Origin of the sequence: Burkholderia paludis (genome assembly GCF_000732615.1) — a bacterium.
In the GTDB taxonomy this organism is placed as follows: domain Bacteria; phylum Pseudomonadota; class Gammaproteobacteria; order Burkholderiales; family Burkholderiaceae; genus Burkholderia; species Burkholderia paludis.
Window position 1 is genome coordinate 1 of record NZ_JPGL01000050.1, and the last position, 25,640, is coordinate 25,640.

Annotated in this window: 21 protein-coding genes; 11 read left to right on the forward strand and 10 right to left on the reverse strand. The window is 71.3% G+C overall.

The window, feature by feature from the left end; genetic code table 11:
- Positions 1–281: 281 nt before the first annotated feature.
- The 4 genes from GQ56_RS0126615 to GQ56_RS0126635 all read left to right on the forward strand — a co-directional run bounded on the left by GQ56_RS0126615 (position 282) and on the right by GQ56_RS0126635 (position 5,885).
- Positions 282–929: a BON domain-containing protein gene (locus GQ56_RS0126615; RefSeq protein WP_031401542.1), complete on the forward strand. Its 648-nt coding sequence runs from the start codon at positions 282–284 to the stop codon at positions 927–929.
- Positions 930–953: 24 nt separating this feature from the next.
- Positions 954–2,861, forward strand: a complete 1,908-nt coding sequence (gene ftsH / locus GQ56_RS0126620) for an ATP-dependent zinc metalloprotease FtsH (protein WP_031401543.1) — start codon at positions 954–956, stop codon at positions 2,859–2,861.
- Positions 2,862–3,441: 580 nt separating this feature from the next.
- Positions 3,442–4,404 (forward strand): 1-phosphofructokinase family hexose kinase, encoded by a 963-nt coding sequence (locus GQ56_RS0126630; protein ID WP_031401545.1) that lies wholly within the window; start codon positions 3,442–3,444, stop codon positions 4,402–4,404.
- 347 nt (positions 4,405–4,751) lie between these two features.
- Entirely contained in the window at positions 4,752–5,885 is a 1,134-nt protein-coding gene (locus GQ56_RS0126635) for a TIGR03364 family FAD-dependent oxidoreductase (protein ID WP_031401546.1), read from the forward strand.
- A 416-nt stretch (positions 5,886–6,301) separates the two neighbouring features.
- Here GQ56_RS0126635 and GQ56_RS0126640 read toward each other — a convergent pair whose 3' ends face one another.
- The 7 genes from GQ56_RS0126640 to GQ56_RS0126670 form a co-directional block, all read right to left on the reverse strand.
- Positions 6,302–7,636: an LLM class flavin-dependent oxidoreductase gene (locus GQ56_RS0126640; protein WP_031401547.1), complete on the reverse strand. Its 1,335-nt coding sequence runs from the start codon at positions 7,634–7,636 to the stop codon at positions 6,302–6,304.
- A 28-nt stretch (positions 7,637–7,664) separates the two neighbouring features.
- Positions 7,665–9,347 (reverse strand): dipeptide ABC transporter ATP-binding protein, encoded by a 1,683-nt coding sequence (locus tag GQ56_RS0126645; RefSeq protein WP_031401548.1) that lies wholly within the window; start codon positions 9,345–9,347, stop codon positions 7,665–7,667.
- A complete protein-coding gene (locus tag GQ56_RS0126650) occupies positions 9,344–10,213 on the reverse strand; it encodes an ABC transporter permease (protein WP_031401549.1) in 870 nt (289 codons plus the stop codon). Before GQ56_RS0126650 ends, GQ56_RS0126645 begins: the two co-directional genes overlap by 4 nt.
- A gap of 13 nt (positions 10,214–10,226) precedes the next feature.
- Positions 10,227–11,246 (reverse strand): ABC transporter permease, encoded by a 1,020-nt coding sequence (locus GQ56_RS0126655; RefSeq protein WP_031401550.1) that lies wholly within the window; start codon positions 11,244–11,246, stop codon positions 10,227–10,229.
- 46 nt (positions 11,247–11,292) lie between these two features.
- The gene (locus GQ56_RS0126660) at positions 11,293–12,933 is read right to left on the reverse strand and encodes an ABC transporter substrate-binding protein (RefSeq protein ID WP_031401551.1); all 1,641 of its coding nucleotides are present in this window, start codon (positions 12,931–12,933) and stop codon (positions 11,293–11,295) included.
- An 84-nt stretch (positions 12,934–13,017) separates the two neighbouring features.
- Positions 13,018–13,593 (reverse strand): GNAT family N-acetyltransferase, encoded by a 576-nt coding sequence (locus tag GQ56_RS0126665; protein WP_031401552.1) that lies wholly within the window; start codon positions 13,591–13,593, stop codon positions 13,018–13,020.
- The gene (locus GQ56_RS0126670; protein ID WP_052007338.1) at positions 13,590–14,726 is read right to left on the reverse strand and encodes an MsnO8 family LLM class oxidoreductase; all 1,137 of its coding nucleotides are present in this window, start codon (positions 14,724–14,726) and stop codon (positions 13,590–13,592) included. The genes GQ56_RS0126665 and GQ56_RS0126670 overlap by 4 nt, the downstream gene beginning before the upstream one ends.
- A 311-nt stretch (positions 14,727–15,037) precedes the next feature.
- On the opposite strand from GQ56_RS0126670, the gene GQ56_RS0126675 reads away from it, so the two are divergent.
- Complete coding sequence (locus tag GQ56_RS0126675; protein WP_031401554.1) at positions 15,038–16,345, forward strand: NtaA/DmoA family FMN-dependent monooxygenase; 1,308 nt, start codon at positions 15,038–15,040, stop codon at positions 16,343–16,345.
- 24 nt (positions 16,346–16,369) lie between these two features.
- Here the strand turns inward: GQ56_RS0126675 and GQ56_RS0126680 are convergent, their stop codons facing one another.
- Positions 16,370–16,780 carry a type 2 periplasmic-binding domain-containing protein gene (locus GQ56_RS0126680; RefSeq protein WP_152601865.1) on the reverse strand — a complete coding sequence of 137 codons (411 nt, stop codon included), beginning with the start codon at positions 16,778–16,780 and terminating at the stop codon, positions 16,370–16,372.
- A 492-nt stretch (positions 16,781–17,272) separates the two neighbouring features.
- On the opposite strand from GQ56_RS0126680, the gene GQ56_RS0126685 reads away from it, so the two are divergent.
- The 4 genes from GQ56_RS0126685 to GQ56_RS0126700 all read left to right on the forward strand — a co-directional run bounded on the left by GQ56_RS0126685 (position 17,273) and on the right by GQ56_RS0126700 (position 20,343).
- The gene (locus tag GQ56_RS0126685) at positions 17,273–17,992 is read left to right on the forward strand and encodes a response regulator transcription factor (protein WP_031401556.1); all 720 of its coding nucleotides are present in this window, start codon (positions 17,273–17,275) and stop codon (positions 17,990–17,992) included.
- Complete coding sequence (locus tag GQ56_RS0126690) at positions 17,992–19,500, forward strand: sensor histidine kinase (protein ID WP_031401557.1); 1,509 nt, start codon at positions 17,992–17,994, stop codon at positions 19,498–19,500. The genes GQ56_RS0126685 and GQ56_RS0126690 overlap by 1 nt, the downstream gene beginning before the upstream one ends.
- Before the next feature lie 104 nt (positions 19,501–19,604).
- Complete coding sequence (locus tag GQ56_RS0126695; protein ID WP_031401558.1) at positions 19,605–19,823, forward strand: YgaP family membrane protein; 219 nt, start codon at positions 19,605–19,607, stop codon at positions 19,821–19,823.
- Between the two features lies 1 nt (position 19,824).
- On the forward strand, positions 19,825–20,343 hold the full coding sequence (locus GQ56_RS0126700; protein ID WP_031401559.1) for an RNA polymerase sigma factor: 519 nt from the start codon (positions 19,825–19,827) through the stop codon (positions 20,341–20,343).
- A gap of 42 nt (positions 20,344–20,385) precedes the next feature.
- Here the strand turns inward: GQ56_RS0126700 and GQ56_RS0126705 are convergent, their stop codons facing one another.
- Together GQ56_RS0126705 and GQ56_RS0126710 are read right to left on the reverse strand one after the other, a co-directional pair.
- Positions 20,386–21,486, reverse strand: coding sequence for an AraC family transcriptional regulator (locus GQ56_RS0126705; RefSeq protein ID WP_031401560.1), 1,101 nt, complete (start codon positions 21,484–21,486; stop codon positions 20,386–20,388).
- Positions 21,487–21,669: 183 nt separating this feature from the next.
- Positions 21,670–22,461: an HAD-IIB family hydrolase gene (locus GQ56_RS0126710; protein ID WP_031401561.1), complete on the reverse strand. Its 792-nt coding sequence runs from the start codon at positions 22,459–22,461 to the stop codon at positions 21,670–21,672.
- Between the two features lie 299 nt (positions 22,462–22,760).
- On the opposite strand from GQ56_RS0126710, the gene GQ56_RS0126715 reads away from it, so the two are divergent.
- Together GQ56_RS0126715 and GQ56_RS0126720 are read left to right on the forward strand one after the other, a co-directional pair.
- The gene (locus tag GQ56_RS0126715) at positions 22,761–24,395 is read left to right on the forward strand and encodes an AMP-binding protein (RefSeq protein ID WP_031401562.1); all 1,635 of its coding nucleotides are present in this window, start codon (positions 22,761–22,763) and stop codon (positions 24,393–24,395) included.
- Positions 24,395–25,543, forward strand: coding sequence for an AraC family transcriptional regulator (locus GQ56_RS0126720; RefSeq protein ID WP_031401563.1), 1,149 nt, complete (start codon positions 24,395–24,397; stop codon positions 25,541–25,543). The genes GQ56_RS0126715 and GQ56_RS0126720 overlap by 1 nt, the downstream gene beginning before the upstream one ends.
- Positions 25,544–25,640: the final 97 nt, after the last annotated feature.

Here is a 25,640-nt window from a genome sequence, read left to right on the forward strand (position 1 = left end):
GCCACCCGCCACTCGCCACTCGCCATCCGCCATCCGCCACCCGCCACCCGCCACTCGCCACTCGCCGCTCGCCACTCGCCGCTCGCCACTCGCCACTCGCCACTCGCCACTCGCCACTCGCCACTCGCCACTCGCCCGGCGGCCGCTGCCGCGGCCGCCGGCATGCGGTTGGTTGATCCTCGTCAAGCCGCCGGCGTCGCGGTGCGCGATGCTGGATCCGGTGCGGCCAGACGCCGATCGCCCGCCCGGCGACCGGCATGCGGCAGACGGGAGACCGAGACATGAAATCCGATGCGGCACTCAAGCAGGATGTCGAGCAGGCGCTGTTCTGGAATCCGGCGATCGATGCGCGCCGGATCGATGTCGACGTACGCGACCGGATCGTGACGTTGCGCGGCACGGTCGACAGCTGGGCCCAGAAGCTCGAGGCGCAGAAGGCGGCGCTGCATGTCGAGGATGCGCGCGCGCTGGTGATGGAACTGACCGTCACGCCGCCGGAGAGCGCCTGCGCGGATCTGGAGCTGGCGATCGCGATCACGTTCGCGCTCGGCTGGCAGGAGGCGCTGCGCGACCACCGGATTCGCGTCGAGGTCGATCACGGCTGCGTGACGCTCGACGGCGAAGTGGAGCATGCGTTCCAGAGCCGGGCGGCGGAAGCGATGGTGAGCCGGATGATCGGCGTCGTCGGCGTTGCGAATCGCATCCAGGTGCGGGCCGACCGGACGGTGCCCGACGTCGGCACCCGGATTGCCGAAGCGCTCGCGCGGCGCGCGCAGCGCGAATCCGCGGGGATCTCGATCGACGCCGACGACGGCGTCGTCACGCTCACGGGCACGGTCGCGTCGCTCGCGGAGCGGCGCGCGGCGTGCGGCGCGGCCGCGTCGGTCAGGGGCGTGCGCGAGGTCGTCGACCGGCTGACCGTCGCCTGAGCGGCCCGTCGTGCGCCGGATGCCATGAAGAAACCGTTCGACTACGCGGGGCTGCTGATCCCGCTCGCGTTCGCCGTCCTGGTCGCGTATCAGTGGCTGATGGCCCAGCCGGCGACGACCACGATCTCGTACAGCGATTTTCACCGGCTGGTCGACGCGCGGCTCGTCGACGATCTGGACATCGGCCAGGCGTCGATCTCGGGCGCGCTGCGCATGCCCGAAGCCGGCGCGCTGCTGCCGGCCGCCGACGCGGCGGCCGTGAAGAAGGCGGGGCCGCCGTGGCGCTTCACGACCAACCGGGTGGCCGACGATCGACTCGTCGCGGCGCTCGCGGCCGCCGGCATCCGCTATCGCGGTGCGCCGGATTCGGGCTGGCCCGGCGCGCTGCTGGCGTGGGGGCTGCCGCTGGTCGTCATGGTGCTGTTCTGGAGCTTCATGATGCGCCGGCCGGGCGGCATCCGGGATCCCGGCAGCATGGGGAAGAGTCAGGCCCGCGTGTACGTGCAGCAGGAAACCGGCATCACGTTCGACGACATCGCGGGTATCGACGAGGCGAAGGCCGAGTTGCAGCAGATCGTCGCGTTCCTGCGCAATCCCGAACGGTATCAGCGGCTGGGCGGCAAGATTCCGAAAGGCGTGCTGATCGTCGGCGCGCCGGGCACCGGCAAGACGCTGCTCGCGCGCGCGGTGGCCGGCGAGGCCGCCGTGCCGTTCTTCTCGATCAGCGGCTCGGCGTTCGTCGAGATGTTCGTCGGCGTCGGCGCGGCGCGGGTGCGCGACCTGTTCGAGCAGGCGCAGCAGAAGGCGCCGTGCATCGTGTTCATCGACGAACTCGACGCGCTCGGCAAGGCGCGCGGCGTCGGCCTGATGTCCGGCAACGACGAGCGCGAGCAGACGCTCAACCAGTTGCTCGTCGAGATGGACGGCTTCCAGGCCAACTCGGGCGTGATCATCGTGGCCGCGACCAACCGGCCGGAAATCCTCGATCCCGCGCTGCTGCGCCCCGGGCGGTTCGACCGCCACATCGCGATCGACCGGCCCGACGTGAACGGCCGCCGGCAGATCCTCGGCGTGCACGTGAAGCGCGTGAAGCTCGCGGACGACGTCGATCTCGGCGAGCTGGCGCAGCGCACGCCGGGCGTCGTCGGCGCGGATCTCGCGAACGTCGTCAACGAAGCGGCGCTGCATGCGGCCGAACTCGGCAAGGCGGCGATCGGCATGGCCGACTTCGACGAGGCGATCGACCGCGCGATGACGGGCATGGAGCGCAAGAGCCGCGTGATGAACGAAGAGGAAAAGCGCACCATCGCGTATCACGAAGCGGGGCACGCGCTCGTCGCGCAAAGCCGCGTGCACTGCGATCCGGTGAAGAAGGTGTCGATCATCCCGCGCGGGATCGCCGCGCTCGGCTATACGCAGCAGGTGCCGACCGAGGATCGCTACGTGCTGCGCAAAAGCGAGCTGCTCGACCGGCTCGACGTCCTGCTCGGCGGGCGGGTGGCCGAGGAGATCGCGTTCGGCGACGTGTCGACCGGCGCGCAGAACGACCTGGAGCGTGCGACCGCGCTGGCGCGGCACATGGTCATGCAGTACGGGATGAGCGCGAAGCTGGGCCTGGCGACGCTCGACGACGCATCGGCGCGGGGCGGTTCGCCCGGCGTATGGACGCCGGGCGACGGCCGCTGCAGCGAACACACGGCCCGGTTGATCGACGAAGAGGTGCGCGCGCTGCTCGAGGCGGCCCACGGGCGGGTGGCGGCGACGCTCGGCGAGCATCGCGACGCGCTCGACCGGATCGCGCAGTGCCTGCTGCAGCACGAGTCGATCGATCACGACCGGCTGGCGGCGCTCGTAGCCGCGCCGGACGCGGCGGGCGGCCCCTCCGGGCCGGTGCGGGACACCGCCGAGACGACGAGCGACGCGTCGGCTTGAACGTGCCGGCGATCGTGTCGGTCGGCGGCCGATGCGGGCGTCGCCGTCGCGCGGTTGTGTCGTGTCGTCGGCCGCGCTCGCGAGCGGGTGGACGAAGCCGTTGATCGTCGTGCCATCCGTCGCCGCGCCGGCGTGCGAGGCGAGGTGGCCGGTGACGATCGCGCCGCACTGCAGGTTCCGAAGGAACGTAAGCTCGGACGCGGCGCGCCGCTCTGCCTGCTCGGCGAGCGGCAGCGGGCTGGCCGCGCGCGGGCCGCGTACTGGCGGCGCGACGGACGACGGCCGCGCGGGACGCTTCGCCCGCGTACGCAGGGTGTTCGGCGAACAGGGCGGCGCACGGCGGCTGCTCGCCCATGGCGGCGTTCGACGATGGCGGATGTTCGGCTGCGGGAGCAAGCCTGCTCGCGTCACGGATCGAGCGCGATCCGGCGCGGTCGCGGCATGGCTTGACGGTCGTCAACGCCGTACGAACCGTCGCACGTAAGGTGGAGCCAGTGCCGGCCCATACCGGTTGCCGGAAACGGCCACGCGGGCGTTCGCCGCGCCGGCCGCGCATCTCACTGCCCATCGACCACGCACCATGACCGATATCGTTACCGTCACATTGAATCCGGCCGTTGACGTCGCGACGTCGGTCGCGCATCTCGTCGACACGCACAAGCTGCGCTGCGCGCGGCCACGGCGCGATCCCGGCGGCGGCGGGATCAACGTCGCCCGAACCGTCCACCGGCTCGGAGGCGACTGCGTCGCGTTGTACCTCGCGGGCGGGCCGACCGGCGACGTGCTGGCGTTGCTGCTCGAAGCCGAACGCGTGCCCGCCGTGCGGATCCGGATCGCCGGCGAGACGCGCGAGAACGTCTGCGTGACCGAGACCGCGACGGGGCGCGAGTACCGTTTCCTGATGCCGGGGCCGTCGGTCACGGAACGCGAATGGCGCGACTGCGCCGCCCGCATCGCGCGCCTGCAACCCGCGCCGCGCTATCTCGTGCTGAGCGGCAGCCTGCCGCCGGGCGCGCCGGACGACCTGTATGCGACGCTCGCGCGGGCGGCGGCGGCGAACGGCAGCCGGGTGGTCGTCGATGCGTCGGGCCCGGCGCTGCGCGCCGCGCTCGACGCCGGCGTCCATCTCGTGAAGCCCAGCCTCGACGAACTGAGCGCGCTGGCCGGCGAGCCGCTCGACGAAGCATCGGCGTGCCGGAAGGCGGCCGAACTTGTCGCGCAAGGGCGCGCGGACATCGTCGCGTTGACGCTCGGCGCGCGCGGCGCCTGGGTCGTGACGCGCGAGCGCGCGCTGCGCCTGCCCGGCAGGCCGGCGGCGGTCGCCAGCACGGTGGGCGCCGGCGACAGCTTCGTCGGCGGGATGGTCTGGGCGCTCGCGCGCGGCGTGCCGTTCGACGATGCGTGTCGCTATGCACTGGCGGCGTCGGCCGCGTCGGTCGAGCATCCCGGCACCGCGCTGTGCACGCGCGACGACGTCGAGCGGATTCATGCCGAACTGGTTGCGCATGCGAGCGCTGCGGCCCGTGCCGCCGGGGCGGCGTGACCTCGCGCCGGATCGTTCGCCGGCCGACGTCGCGGGGCCGGCTGCGGGCGTTCTCTTGCGTGCGACCGATGGCGTCCGGTAGATCGTCCGTATCGTGACGGCGCCCCCGGCGTAGGCGCGCCCGCGTGCGAATCGATGCGCGCTGTCGCCGCGCACCGGAATGGCAAAATATGCCAATTCATGCTGTTTTGTGGTTTTTCACGCGGATGTCACGGCGCGTCGCGATAGTGCGGTGTGGCGCAACGGCGCGGGAACGGGCGCGCCCGAAGCAGGCTCGTTCGCGCCGTCCCGGGCCATCCGGCCGCATGAGGCGGCGCGCGCCTATTCGACAGAAGGAAACTGCAATCGTGAATGTCATCCCAACGGCGGACGCCTACGACGTGATCGTCGTCGGCGCGGGCATCGTCGGCCTCGCGCATGCCTATACGGCGGCGCTCCGCGGGCTGCGTGTCTGCGTGATCGAGCGCGATGCCGCGTGCGTGGGCGCGTCGATCCGCAATTTCGGCTTCGTCACCGTTACCGGGCAGCGGGCCGGGCACAGCTGGCGGCGCGCGCGGGCGAGCCGCGAGGTCTGGGCGGACGTCGCGCCGCAGGCCGGCATCGGCGTGCTTCACGAAGGGCTGCACCTCGTCGCGCGCCGCCCCGAGGCGATGGCGCTGGTCGAGGCGTTCATGCAGACCGGCATGGCGGACGGCTGCCGGGTGATGACGCCCGGCGAGGCCGCCGCCGTGGCGCCGGCGCTGCGGCTGGACGGCGCGCAGGGCGTGCTGCACAGCCCGCACGAGCTGCGCATCGAGCCGCGTACCGCGATCGGGTTGCTGGCGTCGTGGCTGGCCGAGCGCCACGGCGTGCGGTTTCGCTACGGCGAGCTGGTGCACGAGGTGCGCACGCCGTCCGTGCGCACCTCGCGCGGCGTGCTGCATGCGGAGCGCGTGGTCGTCTGCGGCAATGCCGACAGCCGTCATCTGTACGGCGACTGGTTCGCGCGGCACGAGGTGCGGCTGTGCCAGTTGCAGATGCTGCGCGTGCGGCCGCGCCGCCCGCTGGCGCTGCGCGCCGCGGTGATGAGCGACCTGAGCCTGGTGCGTTACCAGGGCTTCGCGGCGCTGCCGGCGGCCGCCGCGTTGCGCGCGCGCCTGCAGGCGGAGGAGCCCGTCTGCCTCGGCTACGGCATCCACCTGATCGCGGTGCGGAGCGCCGACGGCAGTCTCGTGGTGGGCGACTCGCACGAATACGGCGCCGCGCCGCCGCCGTTCGCGACCGAGGCGATCGACGCGCAGATCCTGCGCCTGCTGCAGGAGACGCTCGACGTGCCGGACCCGGACATCGTCGAACGCTGGACCGGCAGCTATCCGTCCGCGGCCGATGCCGATTGCGTGATCGAGGCGCCGGACGACGGCACGCGCGTCGTCGTGGTCACGAGCGGGGCCGGGATGAGCACGGGCTTCGGGATCGCGCGCGACGTGTTCGACGCGTGGTGACGGCATGGGCGCCCGCGCCGGGCGGGCGCGACGCGGGGCGCCGGCGGCGATGACGGCCGTTGCCGCTGGCCGGCGCGGCCGGCAGGAGAGAGGCCGGTCGCGCGGCTGGCACGCGTGACGGCGGTACGGCCACGCGACCGACAGACCACGCGACCGACGGACTACGCGACCGACAGACCACGCGACCGACAGACCACGCGACCGACAGACCACGCGACCGACAGACCACGCGACCGACAGACCACGCGACCGACAGACCACGCGACCGACAGACCACGCGACCGACAGACCACGCGACCGACAGACCACGCGACCGACAGACCACGCGACCGACAGACCACGCGACCGACAGACCACGCGACCGACAGACCACGCGACCGACAGACCACGCGACCGACAGACCACGCGACAATCGTTCAGGATACCTGAGCGTACCGATTGGCCGGGTACGCGATCCCGAGATGCTCGCGCAGCGTCGCACCTTCGTAATCGCGCCGGTACACCCCGCGCTCCTGCAGGATCGGCACGACCTGCGCCGCGAATTCGGTGAAGGCGGTGGGCGTGCCGCCGCGCACGATGAAGCCGTCGGTGGCGCGCGCCTCGACCCATGCCTGCAGCCCGTCGGCCACCTGCTCGGGCGTGCCGGCGAAAGCGGGGCGCGGCGTGGCCGCCTCGAGCGCGACCTCGCGCAGCGTGAGGCCGCGCTCGGCCGCATCGCGCTTGATCGTGTCGGTGGTGCTGCGGAACTGGTTGCCGCCAAGTTCGCCGAGATCGGGGAACGGCGCGTCGAGCGCGTATTGCGAGAAGTCGTGATGGTCGAAGTAGCGGCCGAGATAGTCGAGCGCGTTGTCGATCGTCACGAGTCGCGCGGTGTCCTGGTATTGCGCCTCCGCGTCGGCGGCCGACGCCGCGACGATCACGCTCGTGCCCTGGAAGATCTTCAGGCTCCCCGGTGCGCGGCCGTGCGCCTCGAGCCGCTGCTGCACGTCCGCATAGAACGCCTGCGCGAGCGGGATCGTCTCCTGGCGCGTGTAGATCGCATCGGCATGCTCGGCCGCGACGGCCTTGCCGTCGTCGGACGCGCCGGCCTGGAACAGGATCGGGCGCCCCTGCCGCGAGCGCCCGATGTTCAGCGGCCCGGCGACCGAGAAGAACTCGCCGACGTGATCGAGCGCATGCAGCTTGTCCGGATCGAAGAACACGCCGCTGGCCTTGTCGCGCACGAACGCGTCGTCTTCCCACGAGTCCCACAGCCCCTTCGTCACGCCCAGGAATTCCGACGCGATCCGGTAGCGCAGCGCGTGCTCCGGATGGCGCTCGCGCGAGAAATTCTTCGCGGAACCTTCGAGCGGCGACGTGACGACGTTCCAGCCGGCGCGCCCGTCGCTCAGGTGATCGAGACTCGAGAACTGCCGCGCGACGGTGAACGGATCGCTGTACGACGTCGACAGCGTGCCGACCAGCCCGATCCGTTCGGTGACGAGCGCGAGCGCCGACAGCAGCGTCAGCGGCTCGAAGCGGTTCAGGAAATGCGGGATCGATTTGGCGTTGATGTGCAGGCCGTCGGCGACGAACAGCAGGTCGAATTTCGCGGCCTCGGCCTGCCGCGCGAGCGCGCGCACGAAGTTCACGTTGATGCTGGCGTCGGCGACCGCGTCCGGGTGCCGCCACGCGGACATGTTGCCGGACGCGCCCTGGATGATGGCGCCGAGATGGATCTGACGGGGCGTTGCGGAAGTCGATGAGGGCATGGCGGGCGGGAACGGGGGCGAAGAGGAATCACGCGAGCGCGGCGCGCGCGGACGGCGGGCGCGCGGCGGGCAGCGTGGGCAATGCGTCGAGCAGCGACGCGGTGTACGGATGCGACGGCGCGTCGAACACCGCGCCGACCGGGCCGCTCTCGACCACGCGCCCGCGGCGCATCACGAGAATCCGGTCGGCGACGTGATGCACGACGCCGAGATCGTGCGAAATGAACAGCATCGCGGTGCCGTGCTCGGCCTGCAGGTCGGCGAGCAGGTCGAGCACCTGCGCCTGGATCGACACGTCGAGCGCGCTGACGGGCTCGTCGGCGACGAGCAGCGCCGGATTCGGCGCGAACGCGCGCGCAATCGCGACGCGCTGCCGCTGGCCGCCGGACAGTTCGCGCGGATAGCGGTCGATGCAGCCCGCGCCGAGCCGCACCTCGTCGAGCAATTGCAGCACGCGGCGGCGGCGCGCGTCGCCGTGAACGCCGACCGCATCGAGGCTCTCGCCGATGATCTGGCCGACCGAATAGCGCGGATCGAACGAACTGTAGGGATCCTGCGCGATCAGTTGCAGCCGTGCGCGACGGGCGCGCCGCACGGCTTCGGGCACGCCGCTCCACGGCGCTCCGTCGAGCGCGACCGTGCCGCTGTCCGGCTCGATCAGGCCGAGCACGATCCGCGCAACCGTCGATTTCCCGGAACCGGATTCGCCGACGATGCCGAGCGTCTCGCCGCGCGCCAGCGCGAACGACACGCCGTCGACCGCGGCCGGCGCGTTGCCGCCGCCGTAGCGTTTCGTCACGCCATCGACGGCGAGCACCGGCGCGCCGGACGCGATCCGCTTGGGCGGCAGCGGGATGCGGGCGGCCGCGGCATCGGCCGGCGGGTCCGCCGCGAGCCGGAACCCGCGCGACGCGGGGGTCGGAATCGCGGCGAGCAACTGGCGCGTATACGGATGCGCGGGCGCGGTCAGCACGTCGCGCGCCGGCCCTTGCTCGACGACCTGGCCGGCCCGCATCACGAGCACGCGATCGGCGAGTTCGGCGACGACCGCGAGATCGTGGCTGATCAGCAGCAGCGCGTCGCCGGCCTCGCGGCGCGCGCGCAGCAGCGACAGGATCTGCCGCTGCACGGTCATGTCGAGCGCGGTGGTGGGCTCGTCGGCGATCAGCAGCGACGCGCCGCCGGCGAGCGCGGTGCCGATCAGCACGCGTTGCCGCAGGCCGCCCGACAACTGGTGCGGATACTGCGGCAGGCGCCGCTCGGGCTCGTCGATGCCGACCGCGCGCAGCAGGTCGGCGCTGCGCGCGTGCAGGTCGCGCCGCCGCGTATCGTGCAGCGCTTCGGCGACGAGGTCGCGCACGCGCCACAGCGGATCGAGCGACACGAGCGCGTCCTGCAGCACGTAGCCGATCCGGCGGCCGCGAACGGCGCGCCAGTCGCGTTCGCGATGGCGGCGCGCATCGGCGCCGGCGATGTCGAGGCGGTCGGCGTCGACGACGGCGTGCGGACCGTTCAGCCCGACGAGGCTGCGCGCGGTGACCGACTTGCCGGAGCCCGACTCGCCGACGAGCGCGACGCATTCGCCGGCATGGACGGCGAGGTCGAGCGGCCCGACGACGGGCCGCGTGCCGTGCGGGCCGCGGAAGCCGATCGTCAGGCGTTCGACGTGGACGATGGGGGCGGCGTGCGACGCCGGTGCGCGGGCCGTCATGTCGTCTCCCGGCGTTCGAAGCGGGCCTGCCAGTAGCCGCCGAGCGCATTCACGGCGACGACGGCCGCGGTGATCGCGAGGCCGGGCCAGACCGCGATCCACCATGCGTGGTACAGGTAGTTGCGGCCTTCGGCGAGCATCAACCCCCATTCGGCGGCCGGTGGCTGCGGCCCCATCCCGAGGAAGCTCAGGCCCGAGGTGCCGATGATCGCGGTGCCGAGCCCGACGGTCGCGAGCACCGGCACCTGCGCGATCGCGTGCGGCAGCACGTGGCGCCACACCAGCACCGCGGGCGCGAGGCCGAGCGTGCGCGCCTGCTCGACGTAGCCGGAGCCGGCCACGACGAAGGTCTGCGCGCGCACCACGCGGGCGAAGCGCGGCACCGACGCGATGCCGAGCGCGAACACGAGATTCACCGCGCCCGGGCCGGTAAACGCGATCAGCATCAGCGCGAGCAGCAGGTCGGGGAACGCGGACACCACGTCGAGAAAGCGCGTCACCAGTTCGTCGAGCCAGCCGCGCGCGAGGCCCGCGCACAGCCCGAGCGCGGTGCCGAACAGCGTCGCGATCGCGATCGACGCCGCGCTGATCGACAGCGAATAGCGGGCGCCGTAGACGACCCGCGCGAAGATGTCGCGGCCGAGCGCGTCGGTGCCGAGCCAGTGCTCGGCGCTGCTGCCGAGCTGCGCGGCCAGCGGATCGGCGGCCAGCGGGTCGTGGTGCGTGAGCCAGCCTGGCGCGACGATCGCGATTGCGTTGAGCAGCAGGTAAAGGGCCGCGAGCGCGAGGCCGGGATGGCGGCGCAGCCAGGCGGCCGCGTCGAGCGGCGCGCGCGGGCGCCACGACAGGTCGAGGGGCGTGGACATCGGTTTCTCCGGTTCAATGCCGCGCGCGGCGTTCGCGCAGGCGCGGATCGATGAGCAGGTAGAGCAGGTCGACGGCGGTGCTGAGCGCGACGTAGATCGCGGCCGACAGGATCGCGATCGCGAGGATCACCGGCATGTCCTTCGACAGCACCGCGTCGACGGTGATCTTGCCGAGGCCGGGCCGGCCGAACACCTGCTCGGTGATCACCGCGCCGCTCAGCAGGCCGCCGACGAGCCAGCCGGCGAGCGTGACGGCCGGCAGGGCCGCATGGCGCAGCGCGTGACGCACGCGCAGCGCGAGCCCGCCGATGCCCCACGAGCGCACCGTCAGCGCATACGGCTCGTCGAGCGCGCGCTCGATGCCCTGGCGCAGCACGCGGCCGATCACCGCGCCCTGCGCGAGCCCGAGCGACAGCGCCGGCAGCACGAGCGACGCGAAGCCGCGATCGCCGGCCACCGGGAACAGCTTCAGCGTGAAGCTGAACACGAACAGCAGCATGATCCCGAGCCAGAACGACGGCGTCGACGCGAGTAGCAGCTCGACGCCGGATGCCGCGCGCCCGGCCCAGCGGCGCCCGGCCGTCAGCACCGCGAGGCCGACCGCGAACACGAGCGTCACGACCAGCGCCGCGCCGGTCAGTTTCAGCGTCGGCCACAGCTGGCCGAGCACGAGCGGCGCGACGTCGGTGTTGAGGATGTACGAGCGGCCGAAGTCGCCGTGCAGCACCCGCCACAGGTAATGCAGGTACTGCAGCGGAAGCGGCTCGTCGAGCCCCCATTCCCGACGGATCGCGGCCTCGATCTGCGGCGTGCTCAACTGCTCGCCGATCAGGATGCTCACGATGTCGCCGGGCGCGAGATGCACGGCCGCGAACGACAGCGTGACCGCGGCCCACAGCACGAGCGCGCCGGTCGCAAGCCGCGTCGCGACCGGCGAGCGCAGCACGCGGCGCCACGCCGCGGGCGATGCCGGCGCCGGCTGCGCGGCGTCCTGGACGGAAGCGGAAACGGGAACGGCGCCCGGATGGTTCATGATCGGTTTCTCCTGCCGGTGTCGCGCGCGGCGGCCCCGGCGTTGCTTACTTCTTCACCCACACGTCGTACGGGTTCTCGGGCATCTGCGCGAACGGGCGGAAGCGCAGGCCATGGACCGCCTTCGCGGCGGCGATCTGGTCCTCCGGCTCGTACAGCGGCACCGCGTACGCCTGCTCGTTGATCGCGAAGTGCTGCAGCTCGCCGTACAGCTTCTTGCGCTCGGCCGCGCTCTGCGTGCGCGCGGCCGCCTGCAGCCAGCGCGTCAGTTCCGGCGCCGCCGCGCGGCTGTAGTTCAGCGCGCCGCCGCGATCGACCGGCAGGTAGTGGCCTTCGATGTCGATGCCGTCCGGCGGCGTGTTCGAATTCGCGATCGAGCCGAACTTGCCGCTCTTGCGCGCCTCGGCATACGTGCCGTCGTCGACGTACTGGATCTTCAGGTCGACGCCGAGCCGCTGCCGCGCCTGGGCCTGCAGCGCCTGCAGCAGCACGTCGCGCTGGTCGCGCACCGTTGCCTGCGCCTGGATCACCGCGATCGTCAGGCGTTCGCCGTTTTTCGTGCGGTAGCCGCCGCCGTCGCGCGCGCTCCAGCCGGCTTCGTCGAGCAGCTGGTTGGCGAGCTTCGGGTTGTTGCCGTAGGTCTTCTCGATGCGCGCGTCGTAGAGCGGATCGATCGGCGACGTGATCCCCCACGCGCGCGTGCGCTCGCCGCGATAGATCGACTGCACGATGCCGGTGGCGTCGAGCCCTTCGAGCAGCGCGCGGCGCACCTTCACGTCCTGGGTCGGGCCGTAGGCGACGTTCAGGAACAGCGAGTACGGTGTGCCGGTGTTCAGCGCGTGCTGGTACGTGAAGTCGGGGTTTCCTCGGATCAGCGCGGCGTCGTTGCCGGATACGCCCTCGATCACGTCGACCTGGCCGGACAGCAGCGCGCCGGTGCGCACCGACGATTCCGGCAGGAACCGGTAGACGATCCGGTCGAGATACGCGGGGCCCTGATGGCCGGCCGTCGGCGGCGCCCAGCGATAGTCGGGGTTCTTCGCGAACTCGATTTCCTGACCCTTCACGTAGCGGCGCAGGATGAACGGGCCGGTGCCGGCGATGTCGGGGCCGCCGGCTTTCACGCCGGGCCGGTCGAACGCGTTCGGCGACAGCAGCGCGAAGCGCCCGGCGAACGTCAGGAACGGCGTGTACGGCGCGTCGAGCGTGATCACGACGGTGCGCGCGTCCGGCGTCTTCACGTCCGCGACGTGCAGGATCTGCGCGGCGAGCTGGCTGCCGCCCGAGTACGCCGGGTTGCGCGCGTTCAGGAAATTGCGCGCGACGGCCTGCGCGTCGAGCGGCGCGCCGTCGCTGAACTTCACGCCGTCGCGCAGCGTGAACGTGTAGGTCCTGCCGTCGGCGGACACCTTGTAGCCGGTCGCGAGCCACGGCACGAAGCTGCCGTCGGGCCGCCGCGCGAGCAGGCTCTCGTAGACGTTGCGCAGCAGCAGTTCGACCTTGTCCTGGCCGTTCAATTGCGGATTCAGCGTGCGCGGCTCGGATTCGACGCCCCACGTCAGCGTGCCGCCCGCGACGGGCGTGGTCTGCGCGAATGCCGCGGGCGGCAGCGCGAGCGCGATCAGCAGCGTGGCCGATGCCGTGCGGCGCGACGCGCGGCGAGCGAAATCCGGAAAAGCGAATGTCATGCGGGGCAGTCCTTCACGAGAGGCGTAGCGGGTGGAATACGGTATGGCGACCGGGTTCGGGAACGGGCCGGGAGGCGGCGCGCGTCACGCGCCGGCGGCGACGCGTTCGCCGTCCGGGGCGGCATCGGCCGCCGGCGGATCGGGGTAGAGCGCGGGGATCAGGATTTTCCGCAGCCACACGAGCGGCGTGCCCAGCGCGTTCGTCGAGCGGTCGAACGCGACGTAGCCGCGCTTCTCGTAGTACGGCTGCAGCCAAGGATGGCGGGTCGCGGTCGCGAGATAGGTCGCGGGCGCCTTGACCTGCTCCGTCAGGAACCGCGATTCGACGTGGTCGATCAGCGCCTGGCCGAGCCCCAGCCGCTTGAACGCGGGCGCGACAGCGAACCAGTGCAGGAACGGATACGGCGTGCGATGACGTTCGCCGGACACCCACGGGAACCGCACGGTGAGCGTCGCCGCGAGCGCCGCGCGGCCGTCGGCGTCCGTGCGTTCCAGCACGAAGGTCGTCTCGCGCGCGACGGTCTGCGCGACGCGCTCGATCGGCGAGCGCGTGATCGTGAAGAGCACGCCCTGCTGCTCGAGCGGCGCATACGCGTCCTGCAGCAACGCATAAAGGGCCGGCACGTCGTCGGCGCCGGCAACGCGGATCGCATCGGTCATCGCGCGGCGCCTTCGAGGTCGGGTTGACGCGCGACGTCGATCGCGCGTGGCGTCGGTTCCGCTTCGCCGGCCGCGCGGCTGACGTCGCCGGCCGGTGAGCCGGCCAGCAGCCGCAGCGACGCAATCCGCGGCGCGGCGTCGGCGAGCGGCGTGTCGACGACGAATTCCGCGATGTCGTAGCGGCGATGCAGCGCGTCGAGTTCGCGCAGCACGTCGTCGCGCGTGCCGTGCACGATCCGCGTCTCGCGCGCATCGATGCGGTGCGGGCCGTTGCCCGCCTGGCGGATGTAGGCGTGCGCCTGTTCGAGGCTGCCGACGTTGACCGCCGGCGCATCGCCCACCTGCACGCGAAAGCCCTGATGGCCGCTCGCGAGCCGCGCGGCCGCGTCGCGCGTGGCGGCGACGATCACGGAGACGGCGAGCAGCGGTGCGCGGCCGCCGGACGCACGGCGATACGTGTCGAGCGCCCGTTCCAGATCCGCGGTGGCGGCGTTGAGGTGGGCGGCGTAGACGAATGCCCAGCCGAGCTGCGCGGCCAGCGCGGCGCTGTCGGCGCTCGCGCCGAGCAGGAACGGTTGCGCGGCGGCGGGCGGCAGCGGTGTCGCGTGCAGCGTGGCGGCGTCGTGTCCCGCATCGTCCGGCGGCGCGCCGTCGCCCTGCAGATGGCGCTTCAATTCGGCCGCGAGTGCGGCGAACGACGCGCGCCGCGCCGGATCGTAGCCGGCCTGCAGCGCCTGCGTCGACAGCGGCAGCCCGCCCGGCGCCTTGCCGATGCCGAGATCGACGCGATCGGGCGCGAGCGTCGCGAGCAGGTTGAAGTTCTCGGCGATCTTGTACGGGCTGTAGTGCTGCAGCATCACGCCGCCCGATCCGACGCGAATCCGCCGCGTCCGGGCGAGCACGTGCGCGATCAGGATTTCCGGCGACGGGCAGGCGAGCGCGGCCGTGTTGTGATGCTCGGCGAGCCAGTAGCGGTGATAGCCCGCGTCGTCGGCGAAGCGCGCGAGCGACACGCTGCGCGCGAGTGCGTCGGCGGCGGTTTCGCCCGGTGCGACGGGGCTCTTGTCGAGCACGCTCAGACGGAACGGGAGGGCGGACAGTGCGGCAGCGGAATGAGGGGCGTCGGACGTCATGAGGAGGCGATCGGCGCAGGTCGCCGCGGCACGATCAACAGGTTAGGCATGCCGGATTATTTTGCGTCGCCGTTCGCACGGTCAAACAATCAAGAAGAATATCGAAAGCCGAAAATATTCGTTCCGGCCCATAGGGGGCCCCGCGTTATCGTGGGTGGCTGCGCGCACCGCGGCGTGCGCATGGACCTTGCCGGACGCCCGGCGCGCGACCGTCTGCCGGCGCGCGGCGACCGACCGGAAACATCAGGAGCACGGATGAATCAGCGAAACGCTTCAATCGACCGACACGCGGCCCTTGCGGGAGCCGCATCATGAGCGGCGCCCGCAGGCGGCTGAAGACGCTCGTCGGCGCGGCGAGCGTGCTGTATGCGCCGGGCGACGCGGATGCCGCGCAAGGCGTCCGTCGCGCGGCGGCGCTCGCGCGCAAGGCGGAAGCCGAGAAGATCACCGGCCTGTTCACGGCCGACCTGCTGCAGGCCGATCCGGCCGGGCTCGCCGGCAGCACCGGCAGCCAGGAGCCGATCGTCGCGCTGGCCGCGCTGAGTCAGGCGACTTCGGCGATCGGGCTCGTCGCGACGGTGTCGACGACCTATCACCACCCGTACAACCTCGCGCGGCTGATCGGCACGCTCGATCACGTGAGCGGCGGTCGCGCCGCATGGAACGCGGTGACGTCGTCGGTCGGCGAGGAAAACTTCGGCGACGCCGCGCTGCCCGACCCGGAGCAGCGCTATGCGCGGGCCGCCGAATTCGTCGAGGTCGTCAACGCGCTGTTCGACGCGAACGATCCCGGCGCCGCACGGCGCACGGCGAGCGGCGGCGTGTCGGTCGATCCGCTCAAGCTCGGGGCGATCGGCTACCACGGCGCGCACTTCCAGGTGCAGGGGCCGCTGAACGTGCCGCCTTCGCCGCAACGGCGCCCCGTGCAGTTCCAGGCGGGACAGTCGGCGAGCGGCGTGACGCTCGGCGCGCGGTTCGCGGAAGTGGTCTACACGTCGCAGCCGACGCTCGACGACGCGCGCGCGTTCGTCGCCGAACTGCACCGGCAGGCGGCGGCGTTCGGCCGCGCCGGGCGGCTGCCGTTCGTGATGAACTCGTTCCATTCGGTGATCGGCGAATCCGATGCCGACGTCGCGCGGCGGCTGCGCGACAAGCACGAACGCATCGACTACGAGCAGGGCCGGCTGAAGCTGGCCGACATGCTCGGCGGCGGCGTCGACCTGCGCGACCTGCCGCTCGACCAGCCGTTGCCGGGATCGCTGCTGCCGGCGATCGACAGCGTGCATCGCCGGCGCGGCCGTGTCGCGATCTTCGTCGGCTATGCGCGGCAGCGGCTGACGCTGCGCGAGCTGATCGTCCGCGCGCAGGAGACCGGCCACTGGTTCGTTGCGGGCACGCCCGAACAGCTCGCCGATGCGATCGAAACGCGCTATCGCGCGGGGCTCGTCGACGTGCTGTCGTTGCACGGGCTCGGCCAGCCGGACCAGGAGGATCTGCTGCTCAACGGGTTGCTGCCGGAGTTGCGCCGGCGCAATCTGCTCGACACGGATTATCCGGGCGACGATTTCCGCGCGAACCTGGAACTGCCCGCATTGCGGCGCGAGTCGTTAGCGGCGTGAGCGTGTGAGGTCCGCGTCGCGCGGTTACGTGTTGCCGGTATCGGGGTTCCAGCGGGGAACCGGCCGGTAGGGGGACAACCCGGTGCCGTCGTCCATGCCGACGATTTCGTTTCCAAGGCATTCGATCAGCGCGACCAGACTTCCCGTTCCGCCATACGGATACGCGAATGGATGGAACGAGAGGGCGGGATGTGCGTCATCGCCGGTGACGCCCCCGATCTCGTATTCTCCGTTTGCCAGCGCGTCCACGAACGAACCGAAGTCCCACGGAGGCTGCGGCATGTCCGCCGAGTGGCGTTGCGGCAGCGGCGTGGCGAACCAGAGTGCGTTGTACCGCTTCATCTCCTCCGCGGTCAGCTTGCGGAAATACGCGCGTTGCGCCGGGGTGAAGCACGACTCGACGTCGGCCTCGTCGAGCGCGCCGCGTCGTTGCATGTCGGCGAGGCGTGCGACGCAATCGCGCGTGTTCGGCAGGGACGCCGGGTTTCGCGGCCTGAACAGGATGTAACAGTCTTGCATGCAGATTCCGGTGGGGGATCGATATGGGCCGATTCAGCGGTCCGGTCTTGAACCGGGGTGCGTTGCATTCCCTTCCCGGACCGCGAACCGGGCGCGGCGTAATCGTAGCGCCGTATCGGGGAGCGAGTGTCCGTCGTCGAGCACTCTTTTGGCGTCGGTCCGGCGTCCGGGCGGGGTGACGCCGGTTCTGCCTCCCGGGCCGGATCGCGCGGCCTTGCCTGCATTGGCCCACGGCACGGCCGCGAGTCAAAGTTAAATGAATCGTGACCCCTTGCCGCCGCAAAATTCTGCACAATGGCAGCAACGCGGCCCGTTGCCGCGATTCGCCCCGGCGAACCCGGCCAGCCGGCCCGGGGCCGGCCCGAACCGTCATTGCGCATCGGCACCGACGTGCCGCCGCCCACCGCCATGGACCAACCGAAACGCATCCTGATCGTCGAGGACGACGCCGACATCGCCGACGTGCTGAGCCTGCACCTGCGCGACGAGCGCTACGAGGTCGTGCACAGCGCGGATGGCGCGGAAGGGCTGCGCCTGCTCGAACAGGGCGGCTGGGATGCGCTGATCCTCGACCTGATGCTGCCGGGCGTCGACGGCCTCGAGATCTGCCGGCGCGCGCGCGCGATGACGCGCTACACGCCGATCATCATCACGAGCGCGCGCTCGAGCGAGGTGCACCGGATCCTCGGTCTCGAACTCGGCGCCGACGACTACCTGGCGAAGCCGTTCTCGGTGCTCGAACTCGTCGCGCGCGTGAAGGCGCTGCTGCGGCGCGTCGACGCGCTCGCCCGTGATTCGCGGATCGACGCGGGCACGCTCGACGTCGCGGGGCTGGCGATCGACCCGATCGCGCGCGAGGCGAGCGTGGACGGTGCGCGCATCGACCTCACGCCGCGCGAATTCGACCTGCTGTATTTCTTCGCGCGCCATCCGGGCAAGGTGTTCTCGCGGATGGACCTGCTCAACGCGGTGTGGGGCTACCGGCACGAAGGCTACGAACACACGGTCAACACCCACATCAACCGGCTGCGCGCGAAGATCGAGGCCGATCCGGCCGAGCCCGTGCGGATCCTCACCGTGTGGGGGCGCGGCTACAAGCTCGCCGCGCCGGGCCAGCGGGACGCATGATGAAGCTCACCCTCACCCAGCGGCTGTCGCTGGTGTTCTCGATCCTGCTGCTCGCGTGCTCCGGCGCGTCCGCGTGGCTGCAGATCCGCGCGAACGGCATGCGCGAGCAGGAGGTCGTGCAGGGGCTGTCGCGCGACCTGGCGGCGAACATCGTCAACAGCGTCACGCACGGCACGCCGCTGACCGACGCGAACGGGCTGCGCCCGGATGCCGTGCGCACGCTGTTCGGCCAGTTGATGGGCGTCAACCCGAGCGTCGAGGTGTACCTGCTCGACAACGCGGGGCGCATCCGGGGCGACGATGCGCCGCCCGGCCACGTGAAGCGCGAGCGCGTCGATCTCGCGCCGGTGCAGCGCTTCATCGCGGGCGAGCCGCTGCCGATCCTCGGCGACGATCCGCGCAGCCCCGACGCGCGCAAGGTGTTCAGCGCGGCGCCGCTGCAACGCGCGGGGCAGCCGCCGTCGGGCTACATCTACGTGGTGCTGCTCGGCGAGGCGCACGACCGGCTGGCCGCGCGCGTCGACGCCGGCAACGTGTTGCGCACGACGCTGTGGTCGATGGCGCTCGTCGCATTGCTCGGCCTGCTCGCGGGCCTCACCGCGTTCAGCTTCATCACGCGCCCGCTGCGCCGGCTGACGGACGCGATGCGCCGCTTCGACGCGAACGGCGCGCCCGACACGCAGCCGCCGGTGCCGCGCTCGCCGCCCGGCCGGCGCGGCGACGATATCGTGGTGCTCGAATCCGCGTTCGCGCAGATGGCCGACCGGATCGGCGACCAGTGGCGCGCGCTGACGCGCCAGGACCAGCAGCGGCGCGAGCTGATCACGAACATCTCGCACGACCTGCGCACGCCGCTCACGTCGCTGCACGGCTATCTGGAAACGCTGTCGCTGAAGTCCGACACGCTCGCCGAGGACGAACGGCGGCGCTACCTGTCGATCGCGCTCGCGCAGAGCGCAAAGGTCGGCCGGCTCGCGCAGGCGCTGTTCGAGCTTGCACGGCTCGAATCGGGCGGCGTGCAGGCCGAGCGCGAGCCGTTCTCGCTGGTCGATCTCGTGCAGGACGTGTTCCAGAAATTCGAGCTGACCGCGCAGGCGCGGGAGGTCGTGCTGCATGCGCGGATCCCGCCGCGCGTGCCGGTCGTGTCGGCCGATCTCGGGATGATCGAGCGCGTGCTGACCAACCTGCTCGACAACGCGCTGCGGCACACGCCCGCGCACGGCGAGGTCGAGATCGCGCTGGAGCCGCGCGGCGGCTATGTGGTCGTGACGGTGTCGGATACCGGGGAGGGCATCCCGGCGGCGCGGCGCGAAGGGCTGTTCCAGCGCCCGCAGCGGCCGATGAGCGGCGCCGCGGTGACGAGCGGCGGGCTCGGGTTGCTGATCGTGCACCGGATGCTGGCGCTCAACGGCAGCCGTATCCGGCTGGTCGACCGGGCCGGGCGCGGCGCGGTGTTCGAGTTCGCGCTGCCGGTCGTGGCGCCGGCGGGCGGCGACGGCGCGCGCTGAGCCGCGCGGCGCGGGAAATATTTAATGGGGCGCGAACCAGATGGCCGCGTGCGGCCCTCTTGGCGGGCGAGAGGACTTCTCTCGACAACCTGAAGAGGCTCCCGATGTTTTATGTGAAGAATGTTCCCGGCCGGGAACGCGCGGTGCGGATCGCGATCGGCATGGTCGTCGCCGTGCTGGCGCTGGTGTCGATCAAGGGCATTGCCGGCGTCGTCGTGGCCGTGTTGGCCGCGGGGCTCGTCGTGTCGGGGCTGGTCGGCTTCTGTCCGGCCTGCGCGATGGTCGGCCGCCGTCTCGACAAGTCGCTCAAGTCGAAGGGCTGACATGCCGACCGACGAGCAACGGCTGAGCGCGATCGAGGCCGCCCGCACGGGCGACCCGCGCGCGCTCGAACGGCTGCTGCGCCTGTGCCAGCCCGATGCGCGCCGCTACGCGCAGCGCAACTGCTTCATTTCCGATGTCGACGACGCGGTGCAGGAAGCGCTGCTGATCGTGTCGCGCAAGGTCGCCTCGGTGCGCACGCTCGCGGCCTTCTCGGGCTGGCTGTTCAGCGTCGTGCGCCGCGAATGCCGCCGGCTCGGCCGCAAGGCGCTGCACTACGATCCGTACGACGAGGAGACGGTCGACCGGTGGCTGGCAAGTCGCGATACGGACGCGTTGCGGCGCGAGCTGGTCGACGCGCTGGAGTCGCTGCCGCAGGACTATCGCGACATCCTGCTGATGCGCGATTTCGAGGCGCTGACGATTGCGGAGATCGCGGCGCGCACCGGCGTGTCGCCCGCCGCCGCGAAAAGCCGCCTGCATCGCGCGCGCACGCTGGCGCGCGAGTATCTGCTCGCGTAGCCGCGCACGGGGCGGTGCGGCCCGTGCGGCCCGTGCGGACCGCTACCCGCCGTGCTTGCGCCGCACCTCGCTCGGCGTCATGCCGGTCCAGCGCTTGAACGCGTGGCGAAAGCCCACCGCGTCGCTGAAGCCGAGCGTCAGCGCGATGTCCTCGGTGCCGAGCGTGGTCGTGGTGAGGTAGTCGATCGCGAGCGCCTTGCGCACGCTCGTCAGCAGTTCGCTGTACGACGTGCCTTCGGCTTCGAGCTTGCGGCGCAGCGTGCGCGACGTGATGCACAGGATCGCCGCGATCGCGTCGATATCCGGAAACTGCCCGGGCGTGCGCGTGAGCTCCTGATACACGCGCCGCGTGACGCCGCTCTGGCTGCGCAATGCGTCGAGCAGGCTCGCGCAATGCGACGACACCTGCGCGGCGGTGATCGGGTTCGCGAGCTGCGGCGCGCGCGCGAGCCACGCGGCCGGATAGCTGAGCACGTGATGCGGCTGGTCGAACGCGATCGGGCATTCGAGCGCGGCGGCCAGCATGGCCGCGTGCGCCGGCTGCGGTTGCGCGAACTGCGCGCGCGCCGGCACGCACCACGCACCCATCACGTCCTTGATGATCGTCACGTGCAGCGCGAACTGCATGTCGACCAGGAACCGGTACAGCGGCACGTCGAGATCGGGCAGCCCGACCTCGTGCCGGTCCGGAAACAGCCACGATGCGGTGTCGCCCTGTTCGACCCACCGGATCGCGAGCATGCCGTTCGCGAGCCGGTGATATTTGACGGCGGAATCGAACGCCTGCGCGAGCGACTCCGAGCACAGCATCGCGTAGCCGTACATCCCGTAGCTCGACGCGTGCAGCCGGTGGCCGACGCGCACGCCGAGATCGGCGCCGTCGTACCGGCCGACCGCGTTGCGCGCGGCCGTCAGGAACTGCAGCGGCGACGTGAGCGTGAACGGGTCCGCGACGGCGGCCGGCGTGAGGCCGGTGCCGTCGAGCACGGCGAGCGGATCGAGGCCGGCCTGCGTCGCCACGTCGAGCAGCACGGCGAGCTTGGCCGGCGTGAAGCGTTCCTCGCGCAATGCGTGGGCGGACCACGCGTCCGGCAGGCGGGCTGCGCGGGCGGCCGTCGGGTTCAAGAGCGCACTGCGCGGCATGGGAGAGTCCTGCGTCCGAATCGATATCGTTTACGGCACGCAATTCTGCGCGGGAACGGTTCCGTGCGCCATGGGGTTCACCCTGATAGGCGAGCGGGCATCGTCCGGCGCGGCCGGCGGCCGGAATCGCCCGGTTCCGGCCGTTGCCCGTGCGGGCAGGACGATACGCGATCCGCGCGTGCGTCAGCCGCGAGCGTCGTCGCGCGCGCGCAGGATCGCGTCGGCGAACTCGACGAATCCGCTGCCGCCCGGGCCTTGCGTGATCCAGCGCGGCGGGACCGGCAGGTGCCGCAGATAGTCGACCACGGTGCTCATGCCGGCCGTGTGCGTGAAGTAGCCGAACATCGGCGCGTCGTTCGTGGAATCGCCGGAATAGGCCACGCATCCGGTCGCGGCGTCGGCGTCGATGCCGAACGCGTCGGACAGCACGCGCAACGACATCGACAGCTTGTCGTACCCGCCGACCCAGCCGATGATCCACAGGTTGTTGATGGTGGCGTCCGCGCCGGCCTCGCGCAGCGCGTCGCGGATCCGGTCGTCCTGCTCGCCGCCGGTGCGGGCGTACGCGAGCGACGTCAGCCTGAAGTCCTGGTCGTCCGCGTGGCGTGCGGCGGGCACGGCCGTCGCGACCTGCCGCGCGATGCGCCGGAGTGCGTCGTGCGCATCCGCGCGCGCATCGTCCGCATGCCAGTAGCGGCGTTCGACGCCGTGCCCGTCGGGGCTGCGCCGGAGAAACAGCCCGCCGTTCTCCGCGATCACGCCGTCGACCGGCCACATGCGCGCCATCTGGTCGCACCAGCCCGCCGGCGCGGCGGTCACGGGAATCACGCGGATGCCGCGCGCCTGCAGGCGTTCGAGCGCCGCGTAGGTTGGCGCGGCCAGACGGCCGCGATGGGTCAGGGTCTCGTCCATGTCGGTCAGCAGGAAGCGGACGGACGAGAAGCTGTCGGCGGGGGCCAGGGCAAGCGGCTGCATCGTGATGGCGAATCAATGACGATCGTCGATTATGAAGAACGGCGCGGGGCCGCGCCACGCTGCTTTCAGCTTAGCAATTCGCGCCGGGGAATATGCGTGCGCCGCGCCGGCGGGCGAAGTTGTCTGGACAAGTGTGTACGCGCCTGTCCGTTTCGATCATCTTTTCGGCCACCGGGATCATTTGCAACGCGCGCCGCGCGGGCGATAGTCACCGGTCAGGCGACGGTCCGCGCCCCCGGGCGTGCAGACCGCCGTGCGAACGGCGCGCGGCTGGCGTGCCGTCCCCCGAGGAGTGAGACATGACACAGAGACACTGGACCGGGTCGTACGGCTCGATCCCCGCCGAGATCGACCCCGATCGCCATCCTTCCGTAACCGCGCTGCTGGAAGACGCGATGCACCGCTTCGCCGATCGTCCGGCGTTTCATTCATACGGCCGCACGCTGACCTATGCCGACGTCGATCGCCTGTCGACCGCGCTGGCCGCTTATCTGCAGCAGGTCGTGGGGGTCCGCAAGGGCGATCGCGTGGCCGTGATGCTGCCCAACGTGCTTGCGTTTCCGGTCGCGTTCGTCGCCGTCGCGAAGCTCGGCGCCATCCAGGTCAACGTGAACCCGCACTACACCGCGCGCGAACTCGAGCATCAGCTCAACGACGCGGGCGTCGAAGTCGCCGTGGTGTGCGGCGGGTCGATGGGCACGTTCGCCGAGGTGGTCGGCGGCACCCGCGTGCGTACCGTGCTGAGCGTGGGGCGCGGCGATCTCGGCGTGGTCGATGCGCCGGCCGGCGCGTGCGACGCGCTGCCGCCCGGTTCGATCCCGCTCGCGGAAGCCCTCGCCGCCGGCGCGTCGCTCGCGTGCGAGCCGGTCGTGCTGGACGGCGCGGACCTGCTGCTGCTGCAGTACACGGGCGGCACGACCGGCCTGTCGAAGGGCGCGGCGCTGTCGCACCGCAACCTCGTCGCGAACATCGAGCAGTTCTCCGCGATCGTGCCGGGCGCGCGGCGGCCGGGCGAGGAGGTGGTCGTCACGGCGATCCCGCTGTATCACATCTTCGCGCTGACGGTGAACTTCCTGTCCTACTTCGCGATCGGCGCGCAGAACTGGCTCGTCGCCAACCCGCGCGACATGGACGGCTTCATCGACGTGCTGAAGGCCGCGCGGCCGACCGTGTTCGTCGGCGTGAACACGCTGTACGCGGGGCTCGCCGGCCATCCGCGCCTGCCGGAAGTCGACTGGTCGCGGCTGAAGCTGTCGGCCGGCGGCGGCGCGGCGGTGATCGACGTGATCTCGGCGCGCTGGAAGGCGGTGACCGGCAGCTTCATCCGCGAAGGCTACGGGCTGTCGGAGACGTCGCCGGTCGTGTCGTTCAATCCGCAGTCGATCGACGCTTTCACCGGCACCACGGGCTTGCCGGTGCCGTCGACCGACGTGAAGCTGCTCGACGAGCAGGACAACGAGGTGGCGATCGGCGGCGCGGGCGAGATCTGCGTGAAGGGGCCGCAGGTGATGCACGGCTACTGGCAGAAGCCGGACGCGAACGCGGCCGCGTTCACGGCCGACGGCTATTTCCGCACCGGCGACGTGGGCGTGTTCGACGAAGCCGGTTTCCTGCGGATCGTCGACCGCAAGAAGGACATGATCATCGTGTCGGGCTTCAACGTGTACCCGAACGAGGTGGAAGCCGTCGCGACCGCCGTGCCGGGCGTGGCCGAATGCGCGTGCATCGGCGTGCCGGACGCGCGCACGGGCGAGGCGGTCAAGCTGTTCGTGGTGCTGGCGCAGGACGCGTATGTGACGGAGGCGCAACTCGTCGCGCACTGCCGCGAGAGCCTCGCGGGCTACAAGGTGCCGAAGCTGATCCGCTTCGTCGACCGGCTGCCGAAGTCGACCGTCGGCAAGATCCTGCGCCGCGAACTCAGCCGCACCGACTGATGGCCGCCCCGCGCCGCGCGGCCCACGCGGCGCGGCCGGCCCCGAAGGCTCCGCGCGGGCCGCTCAAGTACAATGCGAGCGGTTCGATCGACGGGGACGCGATGACCGGTTCAGATTCACCTTCCGCCCGGCCCGGGCGTGCGCTGCCGTCGCCGAGCGCGACGGTGCCGATCTCGCTCGTCAACGGCTTTCTCGCGAGCGCGGGCGTGCAGCGCGACGTGGTCGAACGCTACCTGCGCGGGGCCGGCATTCCGATCGAGCTGCTCGGCGAGCCGCATGCGCGCGTGACGGAGGAGCAGTTCTCGACGCTGTACCGCACGCTCGCGATCGATCTGGACGACGAGATGCCCGGCATCTTCTCGCGCCCGCTGCGCGGCGGCACGCTGAAGTACCTGTGCCTGAGCCTGCTCGACGCGCGCAACCTCGAGACGGCGCTGCACCGTTTCGGGCAGTTCTTCCATATCCTGCTCGACGATTTCTTCGTCGAATCGAGGCGCGACGGTCTCGTCGCGCAGGTGCTGCTGCGCCCGAACGACGCCATCGGCCCGATCGGCGCGCTCGGCCAGGAACTGATGCTCAAGCTCGTGCACGGCGTGTGCTCCTGGCTGATCGGGCAGAAGATCCCGCTGCTGCAGATCGAGTTCGCGTGCCCGCGGCCGCGCCACGCGGTCGACCACCTGTACTTCTTCACCGGCGCCGTGCAGTTCGATTGCGAACGCACGCTGATGCGTTTCAGCGCGGATTATCTCGAAGCGCCGATCCGGCAGAGCAAGCGCAACCTGCGCAAGTTCCTCGCGCGCGCACCCGGCGACTGGATCTTCGAATCGTTCAGCGAACAGCTCGTGTGCCACCGCGTGCGGCAATACCTGTCGGCCGCGTTGCCCGACCTGCCCGTGATCGACCAGGCGGCCGAGCACCTGCATTGCTCGGTGCGCACGCTGAGCCGCCACCTGGCCGCAGAAGGCACGACGTTCCAGGTGCTGAAGGACGAGTTGCGGCGCGACATCGCGATCCAGCGGCTCACCGATACGCCCGACACGATCGCGGCGATCGGCGCGGACATCGGCTTCGACGATCCGAGCGCGTTCCATCGCGCGTTCCGGCACTGGACGGGGAGCACGCCGGGGACTTACCGGCGGCGCGCGTAGCGCGCGGTTTCGGCGCGGCCGGCTCCCATGGCCGGCTACCCGTGCACGCGTACGTGGCCGCCGTGTCCGGCCGCACGCCGCTGACGACGCCCCGGGA

Coding starts and splice junctions, on each gene's coding strand:
- GQ56_RS0126615 (WP_031401542.1), top strand. CDS start 282: ATGAAATCCGATGCGGCACTCAAGCAGGATGTCGAGCAGGCGCTGTTC.
- ftsH (WP_031401543.1), top strand. CDS start 954: ATGAAGAAACCGTTCGACTACGCGGGGCTGCTGATCCCGCTCGCGTTC.
- GQ56_RS0126630 (WP_031401545.1), top strand. CDS start 3,442: ATGACCGATATCGTTACCGTCACATTGAATCCGGCCGTTGACGTCGCG.
- GQ56_RS0126640 (WP_031401547.1), bottom strand. CDS start 7,636: ATGCCCTCATCGACTTCCGCAACGCCCCGTCAGATCCATCTCGGCGCC.
- GQ56_RS0126645 (WP_031401548.1), bottom strand. CDS start 9,347: ATGACGGCCCGCGCACCGGCGTCGCACGCCGCCCCCATCGTCCACGTC.
- GQ56_RS0126650 (WP_031401549.1), bottom strand. CDS start 10,213: ATGTCCACGCCCCTCGACCTGTCGTGGCGCCCGCGCGCGCCGCTCGAC.
- GQ56_RS0126655 (WP_031401550.1), bottom strand. CDS start 11,246: ATGAACCATCCGGGCGCCGTTCCCGTTTCCGCTTCCGTCCAGGACGCC.
- GQ56_RS0126660 (WP_031401551.1), bottom strand. CDS start 12,933: ATGACATTCGCTTTTCCGGATTTCGCTCGCCGCGCGTCGCGCCGCACG.
- GQ56_RS0126665 (WP_031401552.1), bottom strand. CDS start 13,593: ATGACCGATGCGATCCGCGTTGCCGGCGCCGACGACGTGCCGGCCCTT.
- GQ56_RS0126670 (WP_052007338.1), bottom strand. CDS start 14,726: ATGACGTCCGACGCCCCTCATTCCGCTGCCGCACTGTCCGCCCTCCCG.
- GQ56_RS0126675 (WP_031401554.1), top strand. CDS start 15,038: ATGAGCGGCGCCCGCAGGCGGCTGAAGACGCTCGTCGGCGCGGCGAGC.
- GQ56_RS0126680 (WP_152601865.1), bottom strand. CDS start 16,780: ATGCAACGACGCGGCGCGCTCGACGAGGCCGACGTCGAGTCGTGCTTC.
- GQ56_RS0126685 (WP_031401556.1), top strand. CDS start 17,273: ATGGACCAACCGAAACGCATCCTGATCGTCGAGGACGACGCCGACATC.
- GQ56_RS0126690 (WP_031401557.1), top strand. CDS start 17,992: ATGAAGCTCACCCTCACCCAGCGGCTGTCGCTGGTGTTCTCGATCCTG.
- GQ56_RS0126695 (WP_031401558.1), top strand. CDS start 19,605: ATGTTTTATGTGAAGAATGTTCCCGGCCGGGAACGCGCGGTGCGGATC.
- GQ56_RS0126700 (WP_031401559.1), top strand. CDS start 19,825: ATGCCGACCGACGAGCAACGGCTGAGCGCGATCGAGGCCGCCCGCACG.
- GQ56_RS0126705 (WP_031401560.1), bottom strand. CDS start 21,486: ATGCCGCGCAGTGCGCTCTTGAACCCGACGGCCGCCCGCGCAGCCCGC.
- GQ56_RS0126710 (WP_031401561.1), bottom strand. CDS start 22,461: ATGCAGCCGCTTGCCCTGGCCCCCGCCGACAGCTTCTCGTCCGTCCGC.
- GQ56_RS0126715 (WP_031401562.1), top strand. CDS start 22,761: ATGACACAGAGACACTGGACCGGGTCGTACGGCTCGATCCCCGCCGAG.
- GQ56_RS0126720 (WP_031401563.1), top strand. CDS start 24,395: ATGGCCGCCCCGCGCCGCGCGGCCCACGCGGCGCGGCCGGCCCCGAAG.